At 73.8% G+C, this 22,235-nt stretch carries 7 protein-coding genes; all 7 read right to left on the reverse strand.

What is annotated here, in order from left to right; all coding sequences use genetic code 11:
- Positions 1–66: 66 nt before the first annotated feature.
- From sbnA to GA0115234_RS36765, 7 genes are read right to left on the reverse strand one after another with little or no spacing between them, the layout of a single operon-like run.
- The gene (gene sbnA / locus GA0115234_RS36735; RefSeq protein WP_093550358.1) at positions 67–1,065 is read right to left on the reverse strand and encodes a 2,3-diaminopropionate biosynthesis protein SbnA; all 999 of its coding nucleotides are present in this window, start codon (positions 1,063–1,065) and stop codon (positions 67–69) included.
- The gene (locus GA0115234_RS36740) at positions 1,043–7,333 is read right to left on the reverse strand and encodes a non-ribosomal peptide synthetase (protein ID WP_093550360.1); all 6,291 of its coding nucleotides are present in this window, start codon (positions 7,331–7,333) and stop codon (positions 1,043–1,045) included. Before GA0115234_RS36740 ends, sbnA begins: the two co-directional genes overlap by 23 nt.
- On the reverse strand, positions 7,330–10,341 hold the full coding sequence (locus GA0115234_RS36745; protein WP_161275731.1) for a non-ribosomal peptide synthetase: 3,012 nt from the start codon (positions 10,339–10,341) through the stop codon (positions 7,330–7,332). The genes GA0115234_RS36740 and GA0115234_RS36745 overlap by 4 nt, the downstream gene beginning before the upstream one ends.
- The gene (locus tag GA0115234_RS36750) at positions 10,335–15,248 is read right to left on the reverse strand and encodes a non-ribosomal peptide synthetase (protein ID WP_093550364.1); all 4,914 of its coding nucleotides are present in this window, start codon (positions 15,246–15,248) and stop codon (positions 10,335–10,337) included. Before GA0115234_RS36750 ends, GA0115234_RS36745 begins: the two co-directional genes overlap by 7 nt.
- Positions 15,245–20,215 (reverse strand): non-ribosomal peptide synthetase, encoded by a 4,971-nt coding sequence (locus GA0115234_RS36755; RefSeq protein WP_093550366.1) that lies wholly within the window; start codon positions 20,213–20,215, stop codon positions 15,245–15,247. Before GA0115234_RS36755 ends, GA0115234_RS36750 begins: the two co-directional genes overlap by 4 nt.
- Complete coding sequence (locus GA0115234_RS36760) at positions 20,206–21,222, reverse strand: TauD/TfdA family dioxygenase (RefSeq protein ID WP_093550368.1); 1,017 nt, start codon at positions 21,220–21,222, stop codon at positions 20,206–20,208. The genes GA0115234_RS36755 and GA0115234_RS36760 overlap by 10 nt, the downstream gene beginning before the upstream one ends.
- The gene (locus GA0115234_RS36765) at positions 21,219–22,232 is read right to left on the reverse strand and encodes a TauD/TfdA family dioxygenase (RefSeq protein WP_093550370.1); all 1,014 of its coding nucleotides are present in this window, start codon (positions 22,230–22,232) and stop codon (positions 21,219–21,221) included. The genes GA0115234_RS36760 and GA0115234_RS36765 overlap by 4 nt, the downstream gene beginning before the upstream one ends.
- Positions 22,233–22,235: the final 3 nt, after the last annotated feature.

Consider the following 22,235-nt stretch of genomic DNA (forward strand, 5'->3'; position numbering starts at 1 on the left):
TCGCTTTCCATAGGGGCTGTCCGTGGTCCGGGGCGCCGAGGCTGTCGCCGTGCGCCCGCCGGAGGGTCACGGGACGGGCCTCAGCTCTCCGTGGACCGGTCCGCGCGCCGGTCTCGCGATGTCCCGCAGCAGTTCGTCGCCGAAGTGGGCGGCGACCCAGCCGTCGTCGTAGATGGTGTCCAGATAGGCGCTGCCGAGGTCCGGGGAGATCGCCAGGACCCGGCTGCCCCGTGGGACGCGGTGCCCGTGGGCCATGGCCGCCGCGACCACGGTGCCGGTGGAGCCGCCGACGAGCAGGCCGTAGCGGGACGCGATCCGGCGACAGGCGACGATGGTGTCCCGTTCGGAGACCAGCACCCGGCGGTACGCCCCCGGGCCGAAGATCTCCGGAATCCGGCTCGCCCCCATGCCGGGGATCAGCCGGCGGGCCGGCGCGCCGCCGAAGGTGACCGAGCCCAGCACGTCGACGGCGACCACGGCGGGCCGGGGTTCGTGGTCCCGGAAGTGCTCCAGGCAGCCCATCAGGGTGCCCGAGGTGCCGACGCCGACGAAGAGCCGGTCGGGTACGCCGAACCGCTCGCAGATCTCGACCGCGGTGCCGTCGCGGTGGGCCGCCACGTTCGCCGGGTTCGCGTACTGGTTCAGCCAGATGAGGTTGGGTTCGGTGGCCAGCCGGAGGCTGATGTAGGCGATCCGGGAGCCGAGGTAGCCGCCGTTGTCGTCCCGCCGTTCGATCACCACCACCTCGGCGCCGAGCGCCCGCATCTGCTGCACGCTGCGGTAGTTGCTGTTGGGGTCGGTCACCAGGGTGAGGTGGTAGCCGCGGGCCGCGCAGATCGCGGCCATCGCGACCCCGAGGTTGCCCGAGGTGGACTCGATCAGCTCGGCGCCGGGCCGGAGCAGCCCGGCCCGCTCGGCCGCGTCGACCATGGCGGTCGCGGTCTTCATCTTGATCGACCCGGCGGGGTTGCGGGACTCCAGCTTGAGCCACAGCTCGGCGTGCGGCAGCAGGCCGGGCAGCGGGACGAAGTCCTCGCCGGGTTCAGGCACGGTCGGATTGCGCATGGGACACCTCCGTGGCGGGCGTGAGCAGGGAGGCGAGCAGCCGGGGCCGGGTCCGGTTGAGGTAGTGGCCGCCGTCGGGCACGTCCACCACGCGCGGGTCGGCGGCGAGCAGCGCCCAGTTCGGCGCGGTGCCTTCGAGATCGGGCACCACCGGGTCGTCGGCGGCCGCGAGGAAGGTGAACGGCCGCTCCAGTTGTCTGCCGGTGCGCAGCAGCCGGGCCAGGAACGCGTTGCCGAGCGCGGTGTCGCGGCGCAGGGCGGCCACCTCGTCCGGCGTCGGCGCGGACCGGTCCCCCGCTTCGGTGCCGGGCACCACCCAGTCCCGGACCGTCTCGTCCGGCGCCCGCAGCACCTCGTCCACGGGGTGGTCCGCGGGGTCGGCCGACCTGAGTGTCTTGCCGACGACGACGACCGACACCGCCCGCCCGGCCGGCAGCCGGTGGGCGAGCGCCAGGGCCGGGCCCGCGCCCGAGCAGTGGCCCAGCAGGACGAGCGGGCCCGTCACCCGGTCCAGCTCGGTCGCCAGGTCGTGCACCAGCCGGTCCGGGTCCGGTGCGGCCCCGGGCGGCAGGTCCAGCACCAGGAACCGTACGGGCAGCCGCTCCCGCACGGCCTCGGCGAGCGGGAGGTAGCCGACCGGGGAGCCGCCCGCGTACGGGAAGCACACCACGGTCAGCTCCGGGCGGCCGTCCGTCGCGATCTCGGCGAACAGGCTGCCGTCCACCGGCGCGGAGCTCCGGGCCAGGGCCTCGGCGGTGCGGTGCCGCAGCAGTTCGCGTACGCCGAACCGGCCGCCGGAGCGCGCCGCCACGGCCATCGCGCTGAGCGAGTGGCCGCCCAGGTCGAAGAAGTCCCCGTCGGCACCGACGGCGTCGGCGGGCAGGCCGAGGGCGGCGGCGAACAGTGCGACCACCTCCCGCTCGGCCGCCGTCCGGGGCGGCCGGGGGCGGCGCCGCTCGGTCTCCGGCAGGGGCAGGGCGGCGATGGCCGGCCGGTCCGCCTTGCCGTTCGCGTTCAGCGGCACCGACGGCAGCCGGCCGATGACGTCCGGGAGCATGTAGCCGGGGAGTTCGCGGGCCAGTCCGGCCCGGATCCCGGACGTGTCGAGCCCGGCTCCGCCGCTGTACCAGGCGGCCAACAGGCGCCGCTCCCCCTTGCGGTGGACGAAGGCGAAGGCGGCCGTGATGCCGGGCACCCGGGTCAGCGCCTGCTCGATCTCCGGCAGCTCGATCCGGTATCCGCGCACCTTGACCTGCTGGTCGCGTCGGCCGACGCAGTCGAGCAGCCCGTCCGGCAGCCAGCGGCCGAGGTCGCCGGTGCGGTAGAGCCGGGGGGAGGTGTCGTCGAGGGTGTTGGGCGGGAAGGCGGCGGCCGTCCGCTCCGGGTCGTTGACGTAACCGGCGCCGACCGCCGGACCGCTCACCAGGATCTCCCCGATGGTGCCGAGGGGGACCGGCGCACCGTTCTCCCCCACCACGTGGAGGGTGGTGTTCAGGACCGGGCGCCCGACCGGCACCCGCTCGGCGTCCACGGGCGCCACGACGATGTGGTGGGTGATGTCGTCGGAGGCCTCGGTCGGCCCGTACGCGTTCACCATCGGCACCTGGTACGCGGCGAACCAGCGCCGGGCCAGGGCCGGCTGGAAGGCCTCGCCGGTCACCATCAGGTGGCGGAGCGGGCCGAGACCGGCGGGGCGTCGCGGGTCGTCGAGCAGGGCGTCGAGCAGTGACGGCACCACCTCCAGGACGGTCACCCCGGTGTCACCGGCCGTCCGCCACAGGTCGGCCGGGTCGATCACGTCGTCGACGATGACCGAGCGGCCTCCGGTGAGCCAGGCCGCGAGCAGCTGCCAGACCGAGATGTCGAAGCACTGCGAGGCGGTCTGGGCCACCACGTCGGAGCCGTCGAGCGCGAGGTCCACGATCTTGGCCTGGAGGTGGTTCAGCATGCCGCGGTGGGTCACCGTCGCGCCCTTCGGCTCACCGGTGGAGCCGGAGGTGAAGATGACGTAGGCGGGGTCGTCGGCCGCCACGGCCGCCGTCGTCGGGTCCGGGGCCCGGGTGTCTCCCTCCTTCAGCACCACCTCGTACTCGGCCGGTGTGAGCACCAGCCGGCAGTCGGCCCGGCGGACCATGCGGCCGACCCGCTCGTCCGGGTCCCCCGGCGACAGCGGCAGATAGACGGCACCGGCCCGCAGGATGCCCAGCACGGCCACCGCCCATGGCAGGCCGCGCGTCATCCGGACGCCCACCGGCTCGCCCGGCCGTACGCCCCGGGCGTGCAGTCCGGCGGCCAGGCGCCGGGACTCCCGGTCCAGTTCGCAATAGGTGAGCGCGGCCGCCGCGTGGTTCACCGCGACGGCGTCGGGCCGGGCGGCGACCGTGTCGGCGAACCGGTCGAGCACCGTCGTGCCAGGTACCTCGTGGCGCGGCCCGGTCCGGAGGGCGGCCAGCTCCCGCGCCTCGGCGTCGTCCATCAGCGAACGGGCCGCCGGGGACTGCCGGGGGTCGGCGGCCAGCAGCCGCAGGGCGGTCCGGTAGTAGCCCGCGATCCGGTCGATCTGCGCCGGGCCGAAGGCCGAACCGTCGTAGTGCAGGCTCAGACCGGCCGTTCCGTCCAGCGCGTCCCGGAAGAACTCCGCCCGCAGCGGGAATTCGGTCTGGCTGTGCACCGCGACCCGGCGGAGCCGGAAGCCGTGCCGCCGGTCGAGGTCGTCCAGCACATGGAAGTGGGTGTAGTTGAAGACCGCCTCGAACAGGTCGTGGCCCGTCTCCCGGACCAGCTCGCCCATCGGGAAACGCCGGTGCGGCAGCAGCTCCACCTCCGACGCGTGGACCCGGCGGATCAGCTCGGTCCAGCTGTCCGTGTCGACCCGCACCCGCAGCGGCAGGGTGTTGAGGAAGAGCCCGAGGGTGGTGTCCCCGTGCTCCTGCTCCGGCCGGCCGCTCAGCTCGTACCCGGTGGTGACGTCGAGACGGCCGGACACGAAGGCCAGCACCGCCAGGTGCGCCGCCATCAGGACCGACTTCAGCGGCACGCCGGTCCGGCCGGCGACGGCCATGAGCTCGGTGCCGAGCCCGGCGTCCAGCGGGACGTCGAGCGTGCGCAGCGTCTCCGCCGGGTCCAGGCGGGCGTCCGGCAGCCGGGGCACCGCGGTCAGTTCGGCGCCGTCGAGCACGCCGCGCCAGAACGCGCGGTGCTCCTCGGACTCCACGGCGCGCTGTTCGAGCGCGACGAAGCGCTCGAAGCCCACCGGTTCGACGGCCCCGGCCGGGGCGCCGGTGCCGGACAGCGCCGCGTACCGGGCGAAGAGGTCGTGCAGCAGCCGGTTCACGCTCCAGCCGTCGAGCGCGGCGGCGTGATAGCTCAGCAGCAGGTGGCGGCGGTCGCCGCCCAGGTCGCAGACCCTCATCCGGACCAGCCCGGGGGTGCCGTCCGGGAAGCCGGTCCGCAGTTCCTGCTCGACCGCCTCCTCCAGCCAGGCGCGCTGCTCCGGTCCGGACAGGCCGGACAGGTCGACCGGGCGGCACCAGTCCGGGGCCGTCCGGTGCACCACCTGGACCGGGACCGGTTGCCGCCCGGGGTGGAAGGAGGCGCGCAACGCCGGGTGCCGGTCGGCCACTTCACGTGCCGCGCGCTGGAACAGCGGCCAGTCCAGCGGACCGTCGTACCGGTACCCGGACACGTCGTGGTAGACCGCCGCGTCCCGGGTCGCGACCTCGTAGAGCAGCCCGCGCTGCAGGTGGGTCAGCGGGTACGCGTCCACCGCGTCGGCGGGCAGCCCGGCCCTCGCGTCGTCTCCGGTGAGCAGGGCGAACGGCTCCGTCGGCCCGTCCTCGTCCGTCTGTGTGACCCGGCGCACCACCCGGGCCAGGGCGGCCACGGTCGGATGGGCGAAGAGCTCCTGGAGCGTGAAGTCCAGACCGGCCGGCCGCGCCGCGGCCAGGGCGCTGATGAACGTGATGGAGTCGATGCCGAGTTCGAAGAAGTTGTCGTCGGCGCCGACCGGCCGTCCGCCGAGCACGCCCGAGAGGATGCGGGCCAGGGTGGTCTCCACCTCGCCGCGGGGCGCGGTGCGGCCCGTCCGCCTGCGCAGCGCGGCCAGCGCCTTCAGGTCCCGCTTGCCGTTCGGGGTGCGCGGGATCTCGGCGATGCGGAGGATCGCCGCGGGCACCGCGTACGCCGGGAGCCGCTCGGTGAGGGCGGTCCGCACGGTGTCCTCGATGCCCGGCTCGTCGGCGACCACGAACGCGCGCAGCGTCCCGTCGGCGGCGATGGCCGCGCAGTCCGTCACGCCCGCCACCCCGTGCATGACGTGTTCGATCTCGCCCAGTTCGATCCGGTGCCCCCGGATCTTCACCTGGGTGTCGAGCCGGCCCAGGTACTCCACCGAGCCGTCCTCCCGCCACCGGGCCGCGTCGCCGGTCCGGTACGCACGCTCGCCGTGCTCCTGGAGATCCGGTACGAAGCGCTCCGCGGTCCGTCCGGGCGCGCGCAGGTAGCCGCGGGCCAGTCCGGCACCGGACAGGTACAGCTCGCCCGGCACGCCGACCGGCGCGGGCCGGCCGTCCCGGGTCAGGATCCGCAGGCGCAGGTTGTCGATCGGGACGCCGAGCGGGACCGGCCGACGCGTGTCGTGGCCGGTGCAGTCGTAGTGGGTGACGTCGACGGCCGCCTCGGTGGGTCCGTACAGGTTGATCAGGGCGGGCCCGCCCTCCGGGTACAGCTTCCGCAGCAGGAGGACGGTCTCGGTGCTCAGGGCCTCCCCGCTGGCGAAGACGCGCCGCAGCCCCGCGGGGAACCGGCCCCGGATCCTCGGCAGCAGCGCCTGGAGCATCGACGGGACGAAGTGCACCGTGGTGACGGCGTGTTCCCGGATGCGTTCCAGGATGGCCAGCGGTTCGCGTTCGGCGCCGGACGGCAGGGTGCTCACCGAGCAGCCGGCCATCGACCACCAGAAGATCTCCCAGAGCGAGACGTCGAACGAGACCGGTGTCTTGTGGAGCACGACGTCGTCGGCGGCCAGCGGGTAGGCCCGCTGCATCCAGGTCAGCCGGTTGACGATGGCCCGGTGCTCCACCATCACGCCCTTGGGCTTCCCGGTCGACCCGGAGGTGTAGATGACGTACGCGAGGTCGTCCTCGCCCGCGAGGTCCGGCAGGTCCCCGCCGTCCAGGGCGGCGAGTCCGGGGTCGGCGGGGTCGACCAGCACCTCGGCGGCCGGGCACCGCGTGCCGACGACGATCCGTGCCCGGCTCTCCTCGATCATGTGCCGGATGCGGGCCTCCGGGAGCGCCGTGTCGATCGGCAGGTACGCGGCGCCCGCCTTGACGATCGCGTAGAGCGCCACCAGTTCGTCCGTGGACCGGGGCACCGCCATCCCGACGATGTCCCCGGGTCCCGCGCCCAGCTCGCGCAGCCGTCTGGCCAGCCGGTTCGCCCGCCGGTTGAGCTGGGCGTAGGTGGTGCCGCCGTCGCGCACCGCCACCCGGTCCGGGAACCGTGCGGCCCCGTCCCGGAGGCCGTGGTGGAGCAGGACGCCCTCGGCCCGGGGCCGGTCGGTCCGGTTGACCGCGGCGATCAGCCCGGCCTCGGCGGGGTCCGCGGAGGTGAGCGCCGCGCCCACCGTGGCCGGTCCGGCCGGGCCCAGCAGCCAGGTGAGGAGCCGGGTGAAGACACGTGCCAGCCGGTCGGCCGTCGACGCCAGGAACAGGTCGGTGCGGTACCGCACCGTCAGCCGGCCGGCCGCCAGCGAAAGCCCCAGGGTGCTCCCGGCGGGCGGCTGTTCCGCGTCCGTGGCCACGACCGCGAGGTCGGTGGGGACGAGGCCCTCGCGCCGGAGCAGTGCCTCGGGCGACACATCGAGGTTGCGTGCCCCGGTGAGGTACGTCTTCCGGACGCCGGAGAGCAGCTCCCGGCCGGACTGCCCGGGGTCGACGACGATCCGCACCGGGAAGGCACGTCCGCCGGAGTTCGTCAGCACGCAGACGTCCCGGGTGTCCGTCTGTACGGCGGCGAGCAGCGCGGTGACCGTGGTCGTCAGCACCTGGACCAGGGTGGGGTCGTCGCGGGTGAGCGCGGCCGCCCGCGCGGCCACGGCGGGGTCCAGCGCGGCCGTCGCGGTCGCGGTGGGCCGGTCGGCCCGCTCCGCCCCGAGCAGGTCCCGGCAGAGCAGGGTGGCTTCGGGCAGCGCGTCGATCCAGGAGAGCCAGTACGACGTCTCCTCGGGGAACTCGTGCAACGCCCGGCCCGCGATCACATTGGTCACTGCACCGCTCCGTAATCAAAATCGGCCTCGTCGGCGTGGTCGGGGACGGCTGGACTGCGCAGCACCGGCCCGTCCGGCGCGGTGTCCAGCTCCGCGACCGCGGCCAGCACGGAGTCCAGGAGATGGGTGGCGGACTCCGGCGCGTACAGGTCGCCGGCGTACTCCAGGTCCACGACGAGACGGTCCGGGTGGTCGTGGGCCTGGAGGTTGAGGTCGAACCGGGGGCTGCCGGTCGGCAGCAGCTCCAGACGGGCGCGCAGATTCCCGGCGGCGAACGCGTAGATGTCCATGTTCTGCAGGGCCAGGAACGCGTCGAACAGCGGATTGCGGGTTCCCGGCCGTGCTCCCGGGACGGCGGCCAGCTCGTCGAACGCGAAGTGCTGGTGGTCCAGGGCGCGGCGGTGCTCGGCGTCGAGTCCGGCGACCAGCTCGGCCAGCCGCATGCCGGGGGTGATCCGCACCGGTATGGGCACGGTGGTGACGAACATGCCCACCGTGTCGGCCAGATCGGGGTGCGACCGCCCGTGCATCGGCGCGCCGACCACCAGGTCGGTCAGGCCGCCGGTGCGGGCCAGCGTGGTCGCGTACGCGGCGAGCAGCACCACGAACGGGGTCGTGCGGTGCGACCGGGCGACCCGGGTGAGCAGGGAGGCGGCCACCGGGTCCCGGCGCTCGCGCGCGCCGGTGTCCCCGGGGCGCGGCGGGCGCGGACGGTCGGTGACGAACGTACCGGCTCCCGGCATGCCGTCCAGTCGCGCGGCCCAGTAGCCGTGGTCCCGGGCGGCCCGTTCGGCGCACCACGCGGCCGCGTCCAGCCAGCGCACCGTCGGCCGGGCCGGGTCACCGCCCTCGTGCAGATCGAGCAGTTGCCGGACGAGGACGCGCACCGAGACGCCGTCCGCGATCAGGTGATGCAGGTCGAGGTAGAGGCGGGGACCGGCGAGCCGGGCGCGGAGCAGGGGCGGCACCGCCGGGTCGAACGGGCGTATGAAGCCGTCGAGTTCGGCGGCCGGATCGCCGGGCGGTACGGTCTCGCACTCCCAGGCGACATCGTCGAGCACCTCCTGGCGCAGCCCGGTGGCGTCGACGTGGAGCCGGGTGCGCAGGGCGTCGTGCCGGTGGATCAGGGTCCGCAGCGCGGCCCGCAGCCGCTCGGGGTCGACCGGGCCGTCGAAGTCGAGCCGGATCGGGATGTTGTAGGCGAGCGAGGCGGGTTCGGCCTGCCACAGGGTGTAGAGGCCGCGCTGGGCGGGGTGGGCCACGCCGGTCGGGCCGGTGCCGACCGGGACCGGCGGGACCGCCGTCGGCGCGGTCTCCAGGCGCCGGGCCATCGTGTGCAGGGTGCTTGCCGCGTAGGCGTCGGCGAACCGCAGGCTGCGCCCCATCCGCCGGTCGATCAGGTCGAGCAGTCGCGCCAGCTTCAGCGAGTCGCCGCCGATGTCGAAGAAGTCGCTGTCCGGGGCCAGGTCCGATGTGCGGCAGCCCAGCGCGGCGGCCCACAGCCGGGGCAGGGTCGGGACATCCTCGTCGGACGTCTCCTCGGCCGCCTCGGCGGGCACGGGCAGTCGGGCGGTGTCCACCTTTCCGGCCGGTCCGAGCGGCAGCTCGTCCAGGACGAGCAGATGCGCCGGCCTCAGATAGCCGGGGAGCAGCCGGGCGAGCGCCGTGCGCAGGGGGCCCGGACCCGTTCCGTCGGTGACCGCGTACGCGGTGAGCCGTGCCTGTCCCGCCGCGTCCCGGCGGGCGACCGTGTGTGCCCGTCGTACCTCTGGCAGGGTGCGCAGGGCCGCGGTGACCTCGGCGGGCTCCACGAGGTTCCCCGCGATCTTGACCTGCTGGTCGGCCCGGCCGTGGAAGTGCAGTACGCCCGCCGCGTCCCGGGTGACCCGGTCGCCGGTGCGGAACAGGCCGTCGCGGAACCGGGCCGCGGTCAGCTCCGGGTCGTTCAGATAGCCGCGTGCGACACCGGCCCCGCCGACCCACAGCTCCCCCTCGACGCCGTCCGGGACGGGCTCGCCCCGGTCGTCGCGGACGGACAGTTCGGTGCCCTCGATCGCGGAGCCGATCGGGATCGGCTCGGGCACCGGCCGGGTGATGCGGTGCACGGTGGTGAACGTGGTGTTCTCGGTCGGCCCGTACCCGTTGCAGAGCGTGAGTCCGGGGCAGTGTTCGAGTGCCCGGGAGGCATGCTGGGGCGAGACCACGTCCCCGCCGGTGATCAGTGTCCGGAGGTCGGCGAACATGCCCGGGTCGTGATCCGTCATGCGGTGGAACAGCGGCGCCGTCAGCCAGGCGAACGTGATCCGCTCGCGCCGCAGGAACGCGCCGTACAGCGCCGGGCGGGTCATGGTCTCCGTGTCGGCGATGTGCAGGGCCGCGCCGTTGAGCAGGGCGCCCCAGATCTCCAGGGTGGCCGCGTCGAACTCCGGGGCGGCGCCGTGGGCGATCCTGTCCTGTGCGCTGAGGGCGGCGTAGCGCGCGCCGCAGACCAGCCGGATCACCCCGGCCTGGCCGACCACCACGCCCTTGGGTTCGCCGGTGCTGCCGGAGGTGAACATGACGTAGGCCGGGACGCCGTCGTCCGGCGCGACCGGGGTGGCGGTGCCGTCGCCCCCGCTCCGCAGCTCCGCCGACGTGACGAGCCGTGCCGATGCGGGGAAGGCCGTGGCGTCCGGGCCGGGCCCGCCGCCCGTGCGCACCACGAGGCGCAGGTCCGCCTTGGCCACGACGCGCCCCAGCCGGGCCGCCGGGTGGGCCGGGTTGAGCGGCACGTACGCGGCACCGGCCAGCACCGTGCCGACCACCGCCGTGACGAAGGAGGCCGACCGCTCGCCCGCGATACCGACGAGCGCGCCCCGGCGCACCCCCGCGCGGGCCAGCCCGCTCGCGAACGCCTCGGCGTCCGCGAGCAGTTCGGCATAGGTGTGCCGCGCCCCGTCTTCGGCCAGGGCGATGTGGTCCGGGTACCGGGCGGCCTGCGTCCGGAACCGCTCGGCGAGCGTCACCACCCGGCGTCGCCCTCGTCGGCGGAGAGCCGCTCGACCAGATCGTCGATGCCCGCCTCCCGGGCACGGCGGCACACCTCGGCGGTGAAACCGGCGAGGGTCGGGTGCTCGAACACGGCCCGCACCGGCACCGTCAGGTCCAGCAGGTCGGAGAGGGTCAGTGTGATGTCCATGGCCAGCAACGAATGTCCGCCGAGCTGGAAGAAGTCGTCGTCCGGGCCCACCTCCCCCAGGTCGAGCAGCTGTTCCCACATGCGGCCGACGACCGGCAGCACCGCCGTGTCCGGTGCGGCGTCGTCGGCGGCGCCCGCGTCCTGGTCGGCCCCGGCGCTCCCGGCCGACCAGGGCAGGGCGAACTCGGTGACCCGGCGCTGCGGGTGCTGCGCCGCCTCGGCCAGCACCTGGAGCCAGCCCGCGCCGATCGCCTCGACGGTGGCGGCGTCGAGGACATCGGTCCGGTAGCCGAAGGAGGCCCGCAGTTCGCTCCCGGCGTGCTCGACCGCCAGGTCCAGATCGAACTTGGCCGTCGAGTACGCGGCCGGCAGCACCTCCACCTCCAGCCCTGGCAGGGCGAGTTCGGCCTCCCCCTCGTCGTCCACCCCGAACAGCACCTGGAAGACCGGGTGGTAGCGGGCGTCGCGCCGCGGGGCGATCTCCTGCACCACCCGTTCAAAGGGCACGTCCTGGTGCTCGTAGGCGCCCAGTGCGGTCTCCCGCACCCGGTCGAGCACCTCGGCGAAGGTCGGGTCCCCGGTGAGGTCGATACGCAGTCCCACGGTGTTGACGAAGAAGCCGAGCAGCGGCTCCAGCTCCAGCCGGGTGCGCCCGGCGGTGGGCGTACCGATCACCAGGTCGTTCTGCCCGGTGCGGCGGGCGAGCAGCACGCCGAACGAGGCCAGCAGGGTCATGAACAGCGTCACCCCGTGCGACCGGCTGAGGCCCAGCAGATCGCGGTGGACGTCCGAGGGGACGGCGACGGAGACACTGGCCCCGTCCACGCTTCCCGTACCGGCCGTCCGCGGGCGGTCCAGCGGCAGGGCCAGCACCTCGGGGGCGCCGGTCAGCCGGTCCTTCCAGTAGGCGAGCTGCCGCAGCCCCTCCGGCCCGGCGAGCCAGTCGCGCTGCCACACCGCGAAGTCGGCGTACTGCAGGCGCTGTTCCGGCAGGGCGGGCGCCCGGTCCTGTGCGGCGGCCGCGTAGAGCTCGCCGAGTTCCCTGTGCAGCACCGATGAGGACCAGCCGTCGGTGACGATGTGATGCTGGGTCAGCAGGAAGACGTGCTCCTGCTCGCCGAGGGTGATCAGCATGGTCCGGATCAGCGGGCCCTGCGCGAGGTCGAACGGTGCCCGCTCGTCGGCCCGGATCAGCATGTCGAGCGCCTCGACGCGCTGTGCCTCCGGCAGTTGGGAGAGGTCACGGCGGGCCAGTGGCACCCGGAGGTCTTTCCCGATCGTCTGGTGCAGTCGGCGTTCGGACCAGGAGAAGACGGTGCGCAGGATCTCGTGCCGGGCGACGAGGGACTGCACCGCCTCCTCGAACGCGTCCACCCGCAGCGGCCCGGTCAGCCGCAGCACCACGGGTACGTGGTAGCTGACGTCGCCGCCGTTGAGCCGGTCGAGGAACCAGAGCTGCTCCTGGGCCGGTGACGCGGGGATCGGTGCCCCGTCGCGCGGCACGGTGGCGATGGCCTGTTCCTGCCCCTGCTCGGCGCGGCTGGTCAGCTCCGTGGTCAGGGACGCGACCGTCGGGTACTGGTAGATGGTCCCCAGCGGCACCTCGCGGTGGAGCGACCGCCGGATGCGCGAGGCGACCTGGGTGAGCATCAGCGAACTGCCGCCGAGGGCGAAGAAGTTGTCGTGACGGCCGACGCGGTCGACGCGCAGCACCTCCGCCCAGATCTCGGCGAGGCGGCGCTCGACCGGCGTCCGGGGCGGGACGTGGCCGCCGGTGCCGTCGTCCGCGGTCGGCTCCGGCAGCGCCCGCCGGTTGATCTTCCCGTTGGCGTTGAGCGGGAGCTCGTCCAGCACCATGATCACCGACGGGATCATGTAGGCGGGCAGCCACGCGGTCAGGTAGGCCACCAGGTCCACCGCGGCCTCGCCGTCCAGCAGTGTCGCGTAGCCGACGAGCCGTGCGTCGCCGCCGGACGCGGTCGGGCGGACCACCACCACGGCGTTGTCGACCGCCGGATGCCCGCGCAGCGCCGACTCGATCTCGCCGAGCTCGATCCGGAAGCCGTTGACCTTCACCTGGTTGTCGATCCGGCCGAGGATCTCCAGCACCCCGTCCGGGCGGAACTTCGCCAGGTCGCCGGAGCGGTACATCCGGGCCCCGGGCACGCCGGAGAACGGGTCGGGCACATACCGGCTCGCGGTCAGCCGGGTGTCCCGGTGGTACCCGCGGCCCACGCCCACCCCGCCCACGTACAGCTCGCCCGGCACCCCGACCGGCTGCGGCTGCTGCCACTCGTTGAGCACGTAGAGCTGGGTGTTGGCCGTGGGCCGGCCGATCGGCACGATGCCGTCCTCGCTCGTCGGGCCCTCGTGCCGGGCGAGCGTGGCGTTGTCGATGGCGGTCTCGCTGAGCCCGTACGCGGCCACGATCTGGGTGTCGTCCCGGCACAGGTCACGGATCCGCAGATAGTCCCGGGAGTACCAGATGTCGCTGCCGGCCACCAGCAGGTCGAGGAAGTCCAGCCGCAGACCCGCGTCCTGGAGGTGGTCCGCCAGCGCCGCGAGGATGGGGGTGATGAACTCGGCGCTGTTCACCTCCTCGCGCACCATCAGGGCGTGGAGGTCGGGCGGGGACATCACCGTCTCGTGCGGGACGACGACCAGCTTCGCCCCGCTGAACAGGGCCCGGGTCGCGTCCGCGACGAAGATGTCGAAGGCGAAGCTGGTCATCTGCAGATGCGAGCGCATCGGCGTGTCCCGCAGATACGTGTGCTCCCAGAAGCGGAAGTAGTTGGCGTAGTTGCGGTGCGTGACCATCGCGCACTTCGGGGTGCCGGTGGACCCTGACGTGTAGAACATGCACGAGAGCTGGTCCGGGTCGATGGTGACCTCGGGCGCCGTCGACGGCATCGCCTCCAGCGCCGCCCGCTCCTCGTCGAGCAGCAGCAGGGCGCCCGCCGGCATGGGGACCTCGCGCACCGTGGCGGCGGAGCTCACCACGACCGGCACGGCCGCGTGGCCGAGCATGTACTCCAGCCGGTCGCTCGGATAGTCCGGGTCGAGCGGCACATAGACGCCACCGGACTTCAGTACGCCGAGGAAGGCGACGACGACGTCCACGCCGCGCTCCATGCAGACCCCGACCGGGGTCTCCGTGTCCACGCCCCGGCTGCGCAGCAGGTGCGCCAGCTGATTGGCCCGGCGCTCCAGCTCGGCGTAGGTGAGCCTGTCGGAGCCCTTGACCACGGCGGGCGCGTCCGGTGTCCGGGCCGCCTGCGCGTCGAACAGCTCCGGCATGGTCAGCAGGTCGCCGATGGCCAGTGCGGTGTCGTTCCAGACCGTGAGCTGGTGCGCCCGCTCCGCCGGGGGCAGCATCGGCAGTGCGGCGACTGGGGCGTCCGGCTCGTCGAGCAGTGCGCCGAGCAGCTGTACCCAGTGGCCCGCGGCGCGCTGTGCCGTCCGGGCGGTGAACAGGTCACTGGCGTACTCGATCTCGCCGCGGAAGACGTCACCCTGCTGGATCAGGTCCAGGCTGAGGTCGAACTTCGCCGAGACCTGGGTGTCGGTGAGGGTCTCCACGGTGATGCCCGGCAGGCTCAACTCGCCGGTCAGCTCGGCGGTCTGGAGCCCGAAACTGGCCTGCACCAGTGGTGAGTAGCTCGGATCGCGGTCGGCCTGCACCGCCTGCACGACCTCGTCGAACTGCACGTCCATGTGCTCGAAGGCGCCGTAGACCGCCTCCGCGACCGCGGTGACCAGGTCGTCGAAGCCGAGATCGGGTGCGACGTCGACCCGGATCACCAGGGTGTTGACGAAGCATCCGATCAGACCGTCCAGATCGGGGTCGGGGCGGCGGACCACCGGAATGCCGACGGCCAGGTCCCGCTCACCGGTGTAGCGCGCGAGCAGCGCGAAGAACGCCGAGAGCAGCACGACGAACGGCGTCGCGCCCCGGTCGCGGCCGAACTCCTCGACGCGGCGGGCCAGTTCCGCGCTCATCTCGAACTCGGCGACCGATCCGCGGTAGCTCTGCACCGCCGGACGGGGGTGGTCCGCGGGCAGTTGCAGCGTCGGCGGGAGCGGGGCCAGCCGTTCCTGCCAGTAGCGCAGCTGCTCGTCGAACTCCTGCGACCTGGCGCGTTCGGCGAAGTCGGCGTACTGGACCGGCAGTTCGGGCAGCACGGGCGTGCGGCCCGCGAGGTGTGCCGGGTACAGCTCGGTCAGCTCGGAGAGCAGCACGGCGGCGGAGGAGCCGTCGAAGACGATGTGGTGGAACGTCAGCGCCAGTACGTGTTCCTCGGGGCCGCAGCGCACCACGGCCGCCCGCAGCGGCGCCTCCGCGGCCAGGTCGAACGGCGCGTGGGTCTCCTCGTCGAGCACCTCGCGCAGCCGCCGGTCCCGGTCCGGGTCGGCCGCTATGTCGTGCACCGGCATCGGCACGTGGGCGCCCTCGGTGACCACCTGCACCGGGACTCCTGCGCGGTCCAGGAACCGGGTGCGCAGGATGTCGTGGCGGGCGACGACATCGCGCAGACAGCGCTGGAGCACCGCGACGTCCAGCGGGCCGCGCAGCCGCAGCAGCAGGGGGATGTTGTAGAGCGAGCCGTCCGGGTGCAGGCGGTGCATCAGCCACAGGTGCTGCTGCGCCGCCGAGAGCGGCCGGTCCTGCCCGGACGGCGGGACGGCCGGTCCGGTGGTGTCCGGTCGTTGCCGCCGCTTGCGCGGAACAATGCTCATCGGGGGCCCTCCACGGTGTGCATCGGCGTGATCGCCGCGTCCAGCCCGGCGCGCAGTGTGCCGGCATAGGTGTCGAGTCGGTCCGCGCCGACCAGGTCGGGGTCGTACTGGACGGTCACCCGCAGGCGGCCGTCGGCGATCTCGGCGTGGGTGGCGACCGCGAAGCCGACGTCGGTGACGCGGTCGCGTTCCCCGATCACATGGGCACCGTCCGGTGTGCCCGCCGACTCGAACTGGACGAAGTTGAAGAACGTGTCGAACAGCGGGGTGCCGGGGCCGCAGCGCTGGATGTCCACCAGCGGGAGGGCGTGGTGGCCGATCAGGGACTGCTCGGTCCGCCACAGGTGCGACGGCTCGTCGGCGGCCGTCGCGGCGACCGGCACGGTGTTCAGGAACAGGCCCAGCGTCCGGTCGCCGCCCTCCTCGCCGATGCGCCCGTTCATCACCAGCCCGGTGACCACGTCCGTACGGCCGGCCGCCGCGGCCAGCGCCCGCACATGCGCGGTGAACAGCAGCGACTTCACCGGTACCCGGGCGGCCTCGGCGGCCCGTGCGAACACCTCGGCGGGCACCTCGTCGTAGTCGATGACGAGCGCCCGGCTCATCCGCGGGCGGTCGGTACCGGCCAGGAGCAGCGGCCGGACACCGGCCAGGGTCTCGCTCCAGTACGTGCGGGTGGACTCGTCGCTCCGGGCGGCGAGCTCCGCCTCGACGTAGTGGCGGTAGGGCAGCGTCGGCGCGGGCTCCTCCCGCCGGCCGAGCCGGCAGCGGTCATGCTCGGCGAGCAGTTCCTCGGTCATCAGCTGGAGGCTCAGGCCGTCGAGCACCCCGTGGAAGTGGGTCTGCACCAGCTCGAAGGTGTCCGGGCCGGTCCGCAGCGCGGTCAGCCGGAGCATCGGCGCCCGCCAGTCGAAGCGCGTGCTCTGTTCCTCCGCGATGAGCGCGGCGATGCGTTCGTCGCGCCCGGCCCCGGTGAGTCCGGTCAGGTCCTCCGCCCGGCAGGGGATCCGGACGCGTTCGTGCACCAGTTGCAGCGGTGCCCGGTGGTCGGCGAGGTTGAACGAGGTCCGCAGCACCTCGTGGCGGGCGGCGAGGCGGTCCGCGGCGGTCCGCAGCGCCTCCGGGTCCCAGTCGCCGCGCACGGTGACCACGGTGACGACATGGTGGCTGTCGCTGTCCGGCGACGTCTCGGCGTGGAAGACCATGGCGAGCTGGAGCGCGGTCATCGGGTACGCGTCCACGATGTCGCCCGCCAGCTGCTCGCGGTCCGCCGGGTCGATCAGGTCGAAGGCGGTCCGCTCGGGCGCGGCCGGTTCGGGGGCGTCCGGTTCCTGGCCGGTGATCTCGGCGGCCAGCGCCCGGATCGTCACGGCGCGGAAGGCGGTGCGCAGCGGGAACCGCAGCCCGGCGCGCCCGGCCACCGCCCGCATCCGGATGGCCCGGATCGAGTCCCCGCCCAGGGCGAAGAAGTCGTCGTCCACGCCGATCCCGGTGCGGCCCAGCACCTCTTCCCAGACCGCGACGAGCGCGCGTTCACCGGCGGTGGTCGGCCCGGCGACGGCCCGGTCCCGCTGTCCCGGGGCGGGCAGCGCGTCGCGGTCGAGCTTGCCGTTGGCGGTCAGCGGCAGTTCGTCGAGGTAGACCACCTCGGCCGGGACGAAGGGCTCCGGCAGCCGCTGTGCGGCCCACTCCCGCAGCAGCGCCGCGTCGGGCACGGCCAGGGGCGGCTCGGCGACCGGCCGGGGGTCCTCGCGGTACTCCGGGCGGACCGCGTAGACCGCGTGCCGGTCGGTGCCGACGAGCAGGTCGTCCTGTTCGGCCACCACCTCGAAGCCGCGGCCGCGCAGGTACTCCACGATCTGTGCGGTCCGGCCGTCCGGCGCCCCGCCGGTGTCGTCGTGCACCTCCAGCGCGATCTGCTGGACGAGCGCGAGGTGGGCGTCGTCGATGCCGTGCAGGACGTCGAGTTCGGCCCGCTGCACATCGATCTTGAGGAGGTCGATCCGGGTCACGTCGGTCTCGGCGAGCACATCCGAGAGGCGGCGCAGCGTGACCTGTTCGGTGTTCGGGGTGAACCGCTCGGCCAGTACGTCCGAGACCTCGCCGAACAGGGCTTCGTCCCGCCGGTTGGTGAGGAACCGCTTGACCACCGACAGCTCGGCCGCCGGGTCGGCGTACGCGGCCAGTCCGGACATCATCGAGTAGCCGGGGTACACGGTGAACGACGCGGTGCCCTCCCGGTCGGACAGGCCGACGGGGAACAGCTCGATACGGCTCCGGCGGCCCTGGGTGTTCTTCTGCAGCAGCGCGTACGGCTCGGGCAGCGGCTCGAACGCCAGGATCCGCGCGCCGGGGCAGGTGGCGTCGACGAACCGGGCGAACATGCCGATGTTCGCGCCGACGTCCAGCACCACCGCGTCCTCGCGCAGGGTGATGCCACCGCGCAGGTAGGTGCGCTGGACGAAGATCTCGTCGAAGAGGTAGCGGGTCTCGTGCGGGTTCACCCCGACGAGGTCGTCCAGCAGGCCGGAGGTCGCCTCCGGCCGGGGCACCACGTAGGCGGTGAGCCGGTCCGGGGCCGTGGCGGCTCCCGGTGCCTGCGGCCGCCGGTCGACGACGGCGCGGGCGAGGGCCGGGTGCGACTGGAGGGCGGCCGCCACCTCGCCCGGTTCCAGGCGGTGCCCATTGATCTTGATCTGGTCGTCCAGCCTGCCCGCGTAGGCGATCCGGCCGTCGTCGAGGAACCTGACCCGGTCCCCCGTGCGGTACGCACGGACTCCGTCGATCTCGGTGAAGCGTGCGGCACCGGCCTCGTCGGCGGCCCAGTAGCCGCGGGCCACCTGGGGGCCCGCGACCACGAGTTCGCCCACGCAGCCGGGCGGCACCGGCCGGCCCTTCGGGTCCACCACATGGACGCGGAGGCCGGGCAGCGGCCGGCCGATGGACGGGCTGTCCGCCGCGTCGACCCGGGCCCAGGTGGCGTCCACCGTGCACTCGGTGGGTCCGTACAGGTTCACCGCACGCACCCCGTCGAGCCCGGCGAGCTCCTGCCACAGCGTCTCGTCGACCGCTTCCCCGCCGACCAGGAGCAGCTTCGGCAGGCGCTGGCCGGGTTCCCGGCCGTCCAGGATCACCCGCAGGTGCGACGGGGTGCAGTCGAGCACCTCGGTCCGGAGCTCGGCGAGCCGGTCCAGCAGCGCCGGGACGTCCCGGCGGGTCTCCTCGTCCACCAGGCACAGGGTGCGCCCGGCCGCGAGCTGGAGCAGCTGCTTGACCGAGGCGTCGAAGCCGAGCGAGGCGTTGACCGCGACCCGCAGCCCGTCCGGCGCGTCGGCGTAGACGGTCTCCTGGAGGGCCGTGTACAGGGCGACCGCGTTGCGGTGCTCCACCACCACCGGGCGGGCGGCGCCCGTGGAGCCGGAGGTGAAGATGATGTACGCCGGATCCTCCGGACCGACCCGGGCGGGCTCGCCGCCCGTCGTCGGCGCGGTGCCGTCGAGCGCCAGGGTGGGCAGCTGTGCGGCGAGGCCGCGCAGCGCCGTCCCGCCGGGGGTGCCCAGCACCAGGGCGGCGTCCACCGCCCGTGCCTGGGCCACGAGCCACGCGGTGGGGTGAGCGGGGTCGAGCGGGACGTACACCGCACCGGCGCGCAGCACGCCGACGAAGGCCGCGATCACCGACGCGGACCGCTCACCGAGCACGACCACGCGGTCTCCGGGGCGGACGTCCCGTTCGCGCAGCCGGCCGGCGATCGCGTCCGCGGCGCGGTCGAGCTCCGCGAAGGTGAGCGTGGCGTCGGGTGCGATCACCGCGGGGTCCGTCCCCGGGGCCGCGGCGAACGCCTCGTCGAGCAGGGCCACCAGGGTCCGCTCGGCGTGCGGACCGGCCGCTCCCGCCCAGCGGGCCAGGGCCCGGGTCTCGGTGGGCCCGGCGCCTCCGTCGGCCAGCTCGGCCACCACGGATTCGAGCAGCATCCGCCCGGCCGCCGGGGCGGTGTCCGGCCCGGCGGTGTGCAGGGTCAGGCGCAACAGCCCGTCCGCCGCGACGCATTCCAGGTGCAGTCCGGCGGCGGGCGGCGCGGAGGTCACCGAGACGTCCTCGGCGCCCGGCCCGGCGAGCCCTTCGGCGCGCGGCCTCGGATGCAGGGCGAACCCGGCCGCCACGGGCCGGTCCAGCGGCGTGACCCGGAGGCTGCGCTCGCGGGCCTCGGCGAGCAGCGATGCGACGGCGGTGTCGTCGGCCTCCCGGGGCAGGTCGAGGGCGACGAAGCAGCCGAGCGGTCCGATCACCCCGGTGGTTCCGTCGGGGTGGCGTCCCGAGTCGTACCAGGCGATCGCGAGCGGCTCGGTGCCCGGGTCGAGGTAGCGGCCGAGCGCCCGCAGCCAGGCCGCGAGTACCCGCGGCTCCGGGTCGGCGTCCGGCAGCGGGCACTCGACCGTCAGGTCCGCGGGCGTGGTGTCCCGGTGGGGAAGCGTCACCGAGGTGATGGCGTCGGGGACCGCGGGCACATCGCCGGAGGCTTCGTCGGCCTGCCACTCGGCGACGTCCAGGAACTGGATGCGGTCGGGGTCCTCGGCCGGCGGCGTGCCCCGGTAGTACGCCGCGAACTCGTCGAGGAGCAGCGCCAGGCTCTCCCGGTCGGCCACCAGCACCGAGGCGTCGACGGTCAGTCCACTGTCCGCGAGGGTCACGGTCACCGGCGCCGGTTCGGCGGCTCCCTCGGCGTCGCGGACCGGCAGCGCGGTGTCCTCGTCGACGACCTGGATCGGCATGCCGGTGCCGGTCAGGTCGCCGATGCGCAGCCGCAGCGCCTCGTGCCGGTCGACCAGGGCGGCCAGTGCCCGCCCGGCCCGGTCCCGGTCGAGGGGGGTCGCGGTCCGCAGCCGCGCGGTGATGCGGCCGTCCCGGTCGTGGGCCCAGTGCCACCGCTGCTGGGTCGAGAGTCGGTAGCTTTCGGTTACGGACATGGCAGAGCTCGATTCACATAAAGGTCCGACATGGCGACAAGGGTCCGGCGCTCGCCGGTGAACGGTTCGCGGCCGTGCGTGGCCAGGAAGTTGTCCACCATCAGGACGTCGCCGCGCTGCCACGGGAAGGAGACCGCCGTCTCCTGGTACAGGTTCCGGATCAGCTCGACGGCCTCCGGCTCGATCGGCGATCCGTCGCCGTAGTAGGCGTTGCGGGGCAGCCCTTCCAGGCCGAATTCGCCGATGAGCGCGTCCGCCACCTCGGGCGGCATGTTGGAGACGTGGAACAGGTGGGTGTGGTTGAACCACACCTGCTCGCCGGTGCGCGGGTGCGTGGCCATCGCCTGGCGCACGGCGCGGGTCCGCAGTCCGTTGTCACCGGTCCACCGGAATTCGGTGTTCGACGCACGGCAGTACGCCTCGACCTCGGGCCGGTCGGAGGTCTGGAACACCTCCTGCCAGGGCAGGTCGAGGTCCTCGCCGTAGTTGCGCACGTACATCACGCCGTGCCGGAGGAACCGCTCCCGGAGCTCCTTCGGCAACCGCGGGGTGAAGCGGCGCTCGCTGGCCAGCGGGGTGGCGCCGCCGGTCTCCGCGGGGAGGTCGCAGTAGAAGTACAGCCGGCTGGGCCAGTTGTGCGCGTACGACATCTCGTGGTGCAGCGGGATGATCTGGTCGGAGGCGAACTCCGTGGAGGTGAAGACCTTGTCGGCGACCTCGCCCCGCGGCGCCGCCCGTTCCAGGTACCCCAGCAGGTCGGGGCTGACCCCGCGCGCGACGGCGCCGAACGATTCCGGGCCGGGCACCGAGAAGCCGCGGAACAGGATGGCGCAGTACCGGTCGAGATCGGCCAGGATCTCCTCGCGGTGGGCCGCCACGTACGGTGCCAGCGGGGCTCCGCCGTCGCTGCGCAGCGTCAGACAGAACTCTTCGTCGGCGAACGAGCGGCGGATCTGCTCGGCGCCGGTGCCGGTGCGCGGACGCCGTCGTACGGGGCCGGGGGTCATCGGGCCGCTCCGGTCTCCGCGGCCCGCGACCAGCGGTCCGCCATCGCCGTCAGGATGCGCCGCGGGCCCTCGAAGGGCTCCCGGGCGTGCGCGGCGAGCATGTTCTCGACGAGCAGGACGTCGCCCTGCTCCCAGTCGAATCCCACGGTCTCGGCCCGGTACGCCGCCCGGATCCCGGCGATGGTCTCCGCGGGGATCGGGCTGCCGTCCCCGAAGTAGGTGTGGTACGGCAGGTTGTCCTCGCCGACCGCGGCGAGCAGTCCCTCGCCCACCTCACCGGCGAGGGTGGCGTTGTTGAAGAACAGCGCGTGGTTGAACCATGTCTCCTCCCCGGTGCCGGGGTGGCGCCGGATCGCGGGCCGGACCTGCCAGGTCCGCAGCTGCTCGTCGCCCACCCACTCGCAGGAGATGTCGTGCTGCGCGCAGTACGACTCCACCTCGGCACGGCTGCTGGTCTGGAACGCCTCCTGCCAGCTCAGGCTGATGCCGGGCAGGTAGTTGCGGACGTAGCGCACGCCGAGTTCCCGGAAGCGGGCGACCGTCGCTCCGTCGAGGCGGGCCAGTACCCGTCGACTGTCCGCGAGCGGGGTACGGCCGCCGGTGGTGGCCGGCCGCTGGCAGCAGAAGACGATCCGCAGGGGCCAGTCCAGCGTGTACGACTGCTCGTTGTGCAGGGCGATGTGCTGGTCCGCGGGGTGGTCGGTGGAGGTGTAGACCCCCTGGGTGATCTCGTGCCGGGGCGAGGACCGCTCGCCGTAGTCCAGTACGTCGGGGGAGAGCGCCGCCATGACGCTGCGGAACACGTCCGGCGAGTCGATGCCGAAGCCCCGGAAGAGCACGGCCCCGCTGTCGCGGGCGAGTCGGGTGACGGTCTGCCCGTGGTCCGAGAGCCAGGACACGAGGTCGGCCGCGCCCGTGCCGCGGACCAGGGCCGGCAGGCTGCCGCCCTGCCATTCGGGGGCCACCGTGACCATGGTCTTACGGGCACTGCGGCGAGATGGCGCGGTCATTTC

This window comes from Streptomyces sp. DvalAA-43 (assembly GCF_900091725.1).
Classification (GTDB): domain Bacteria; phylum Actinomycetota; class Actinomycetes; order Streptomycetales; family Streptomycetaceae; genus Streptomyces; species Streptomyces pulveraceus.

Coding starts and splice junctions, on each gene's coding strand:
- sbnA (WP_093550358.1), bottom strand. CDS start 1,065: ATGCGCAATCCGACCGTGCCTGAACCCGGCGAGGACTTCGTCCCGCTG.
- GA0115234_RS36760 (WP_093550368.1), bottom strand. CDS start 21,222: ATGACCCCCGGCCCCGTACGACGGCGTCCGCGCACCGGCACCGGCGCC.
- GA0115234_RS36765 (WP_093550370.1), bottom strand. CDS start 22,232: ATGACCGCGCCATCTCGCCGCAGTGCCCGTAAGACCATGGTCACGGTG.
- GA0115234_RS36750 (WP_093550364.1), bottom strand. CDS start 15,248: ATGAGCATTGTTCCGCGCAAGCGGCGGCAACGACCGGACACCACCGGA.
- GA0115234_RS36755 (WP_093550366.1), bottom strand. CDS start 20,215: ATGTCCGTAACCGAAAGCTACCGACTCTCGACCCAGCAGCGGTGGCAC.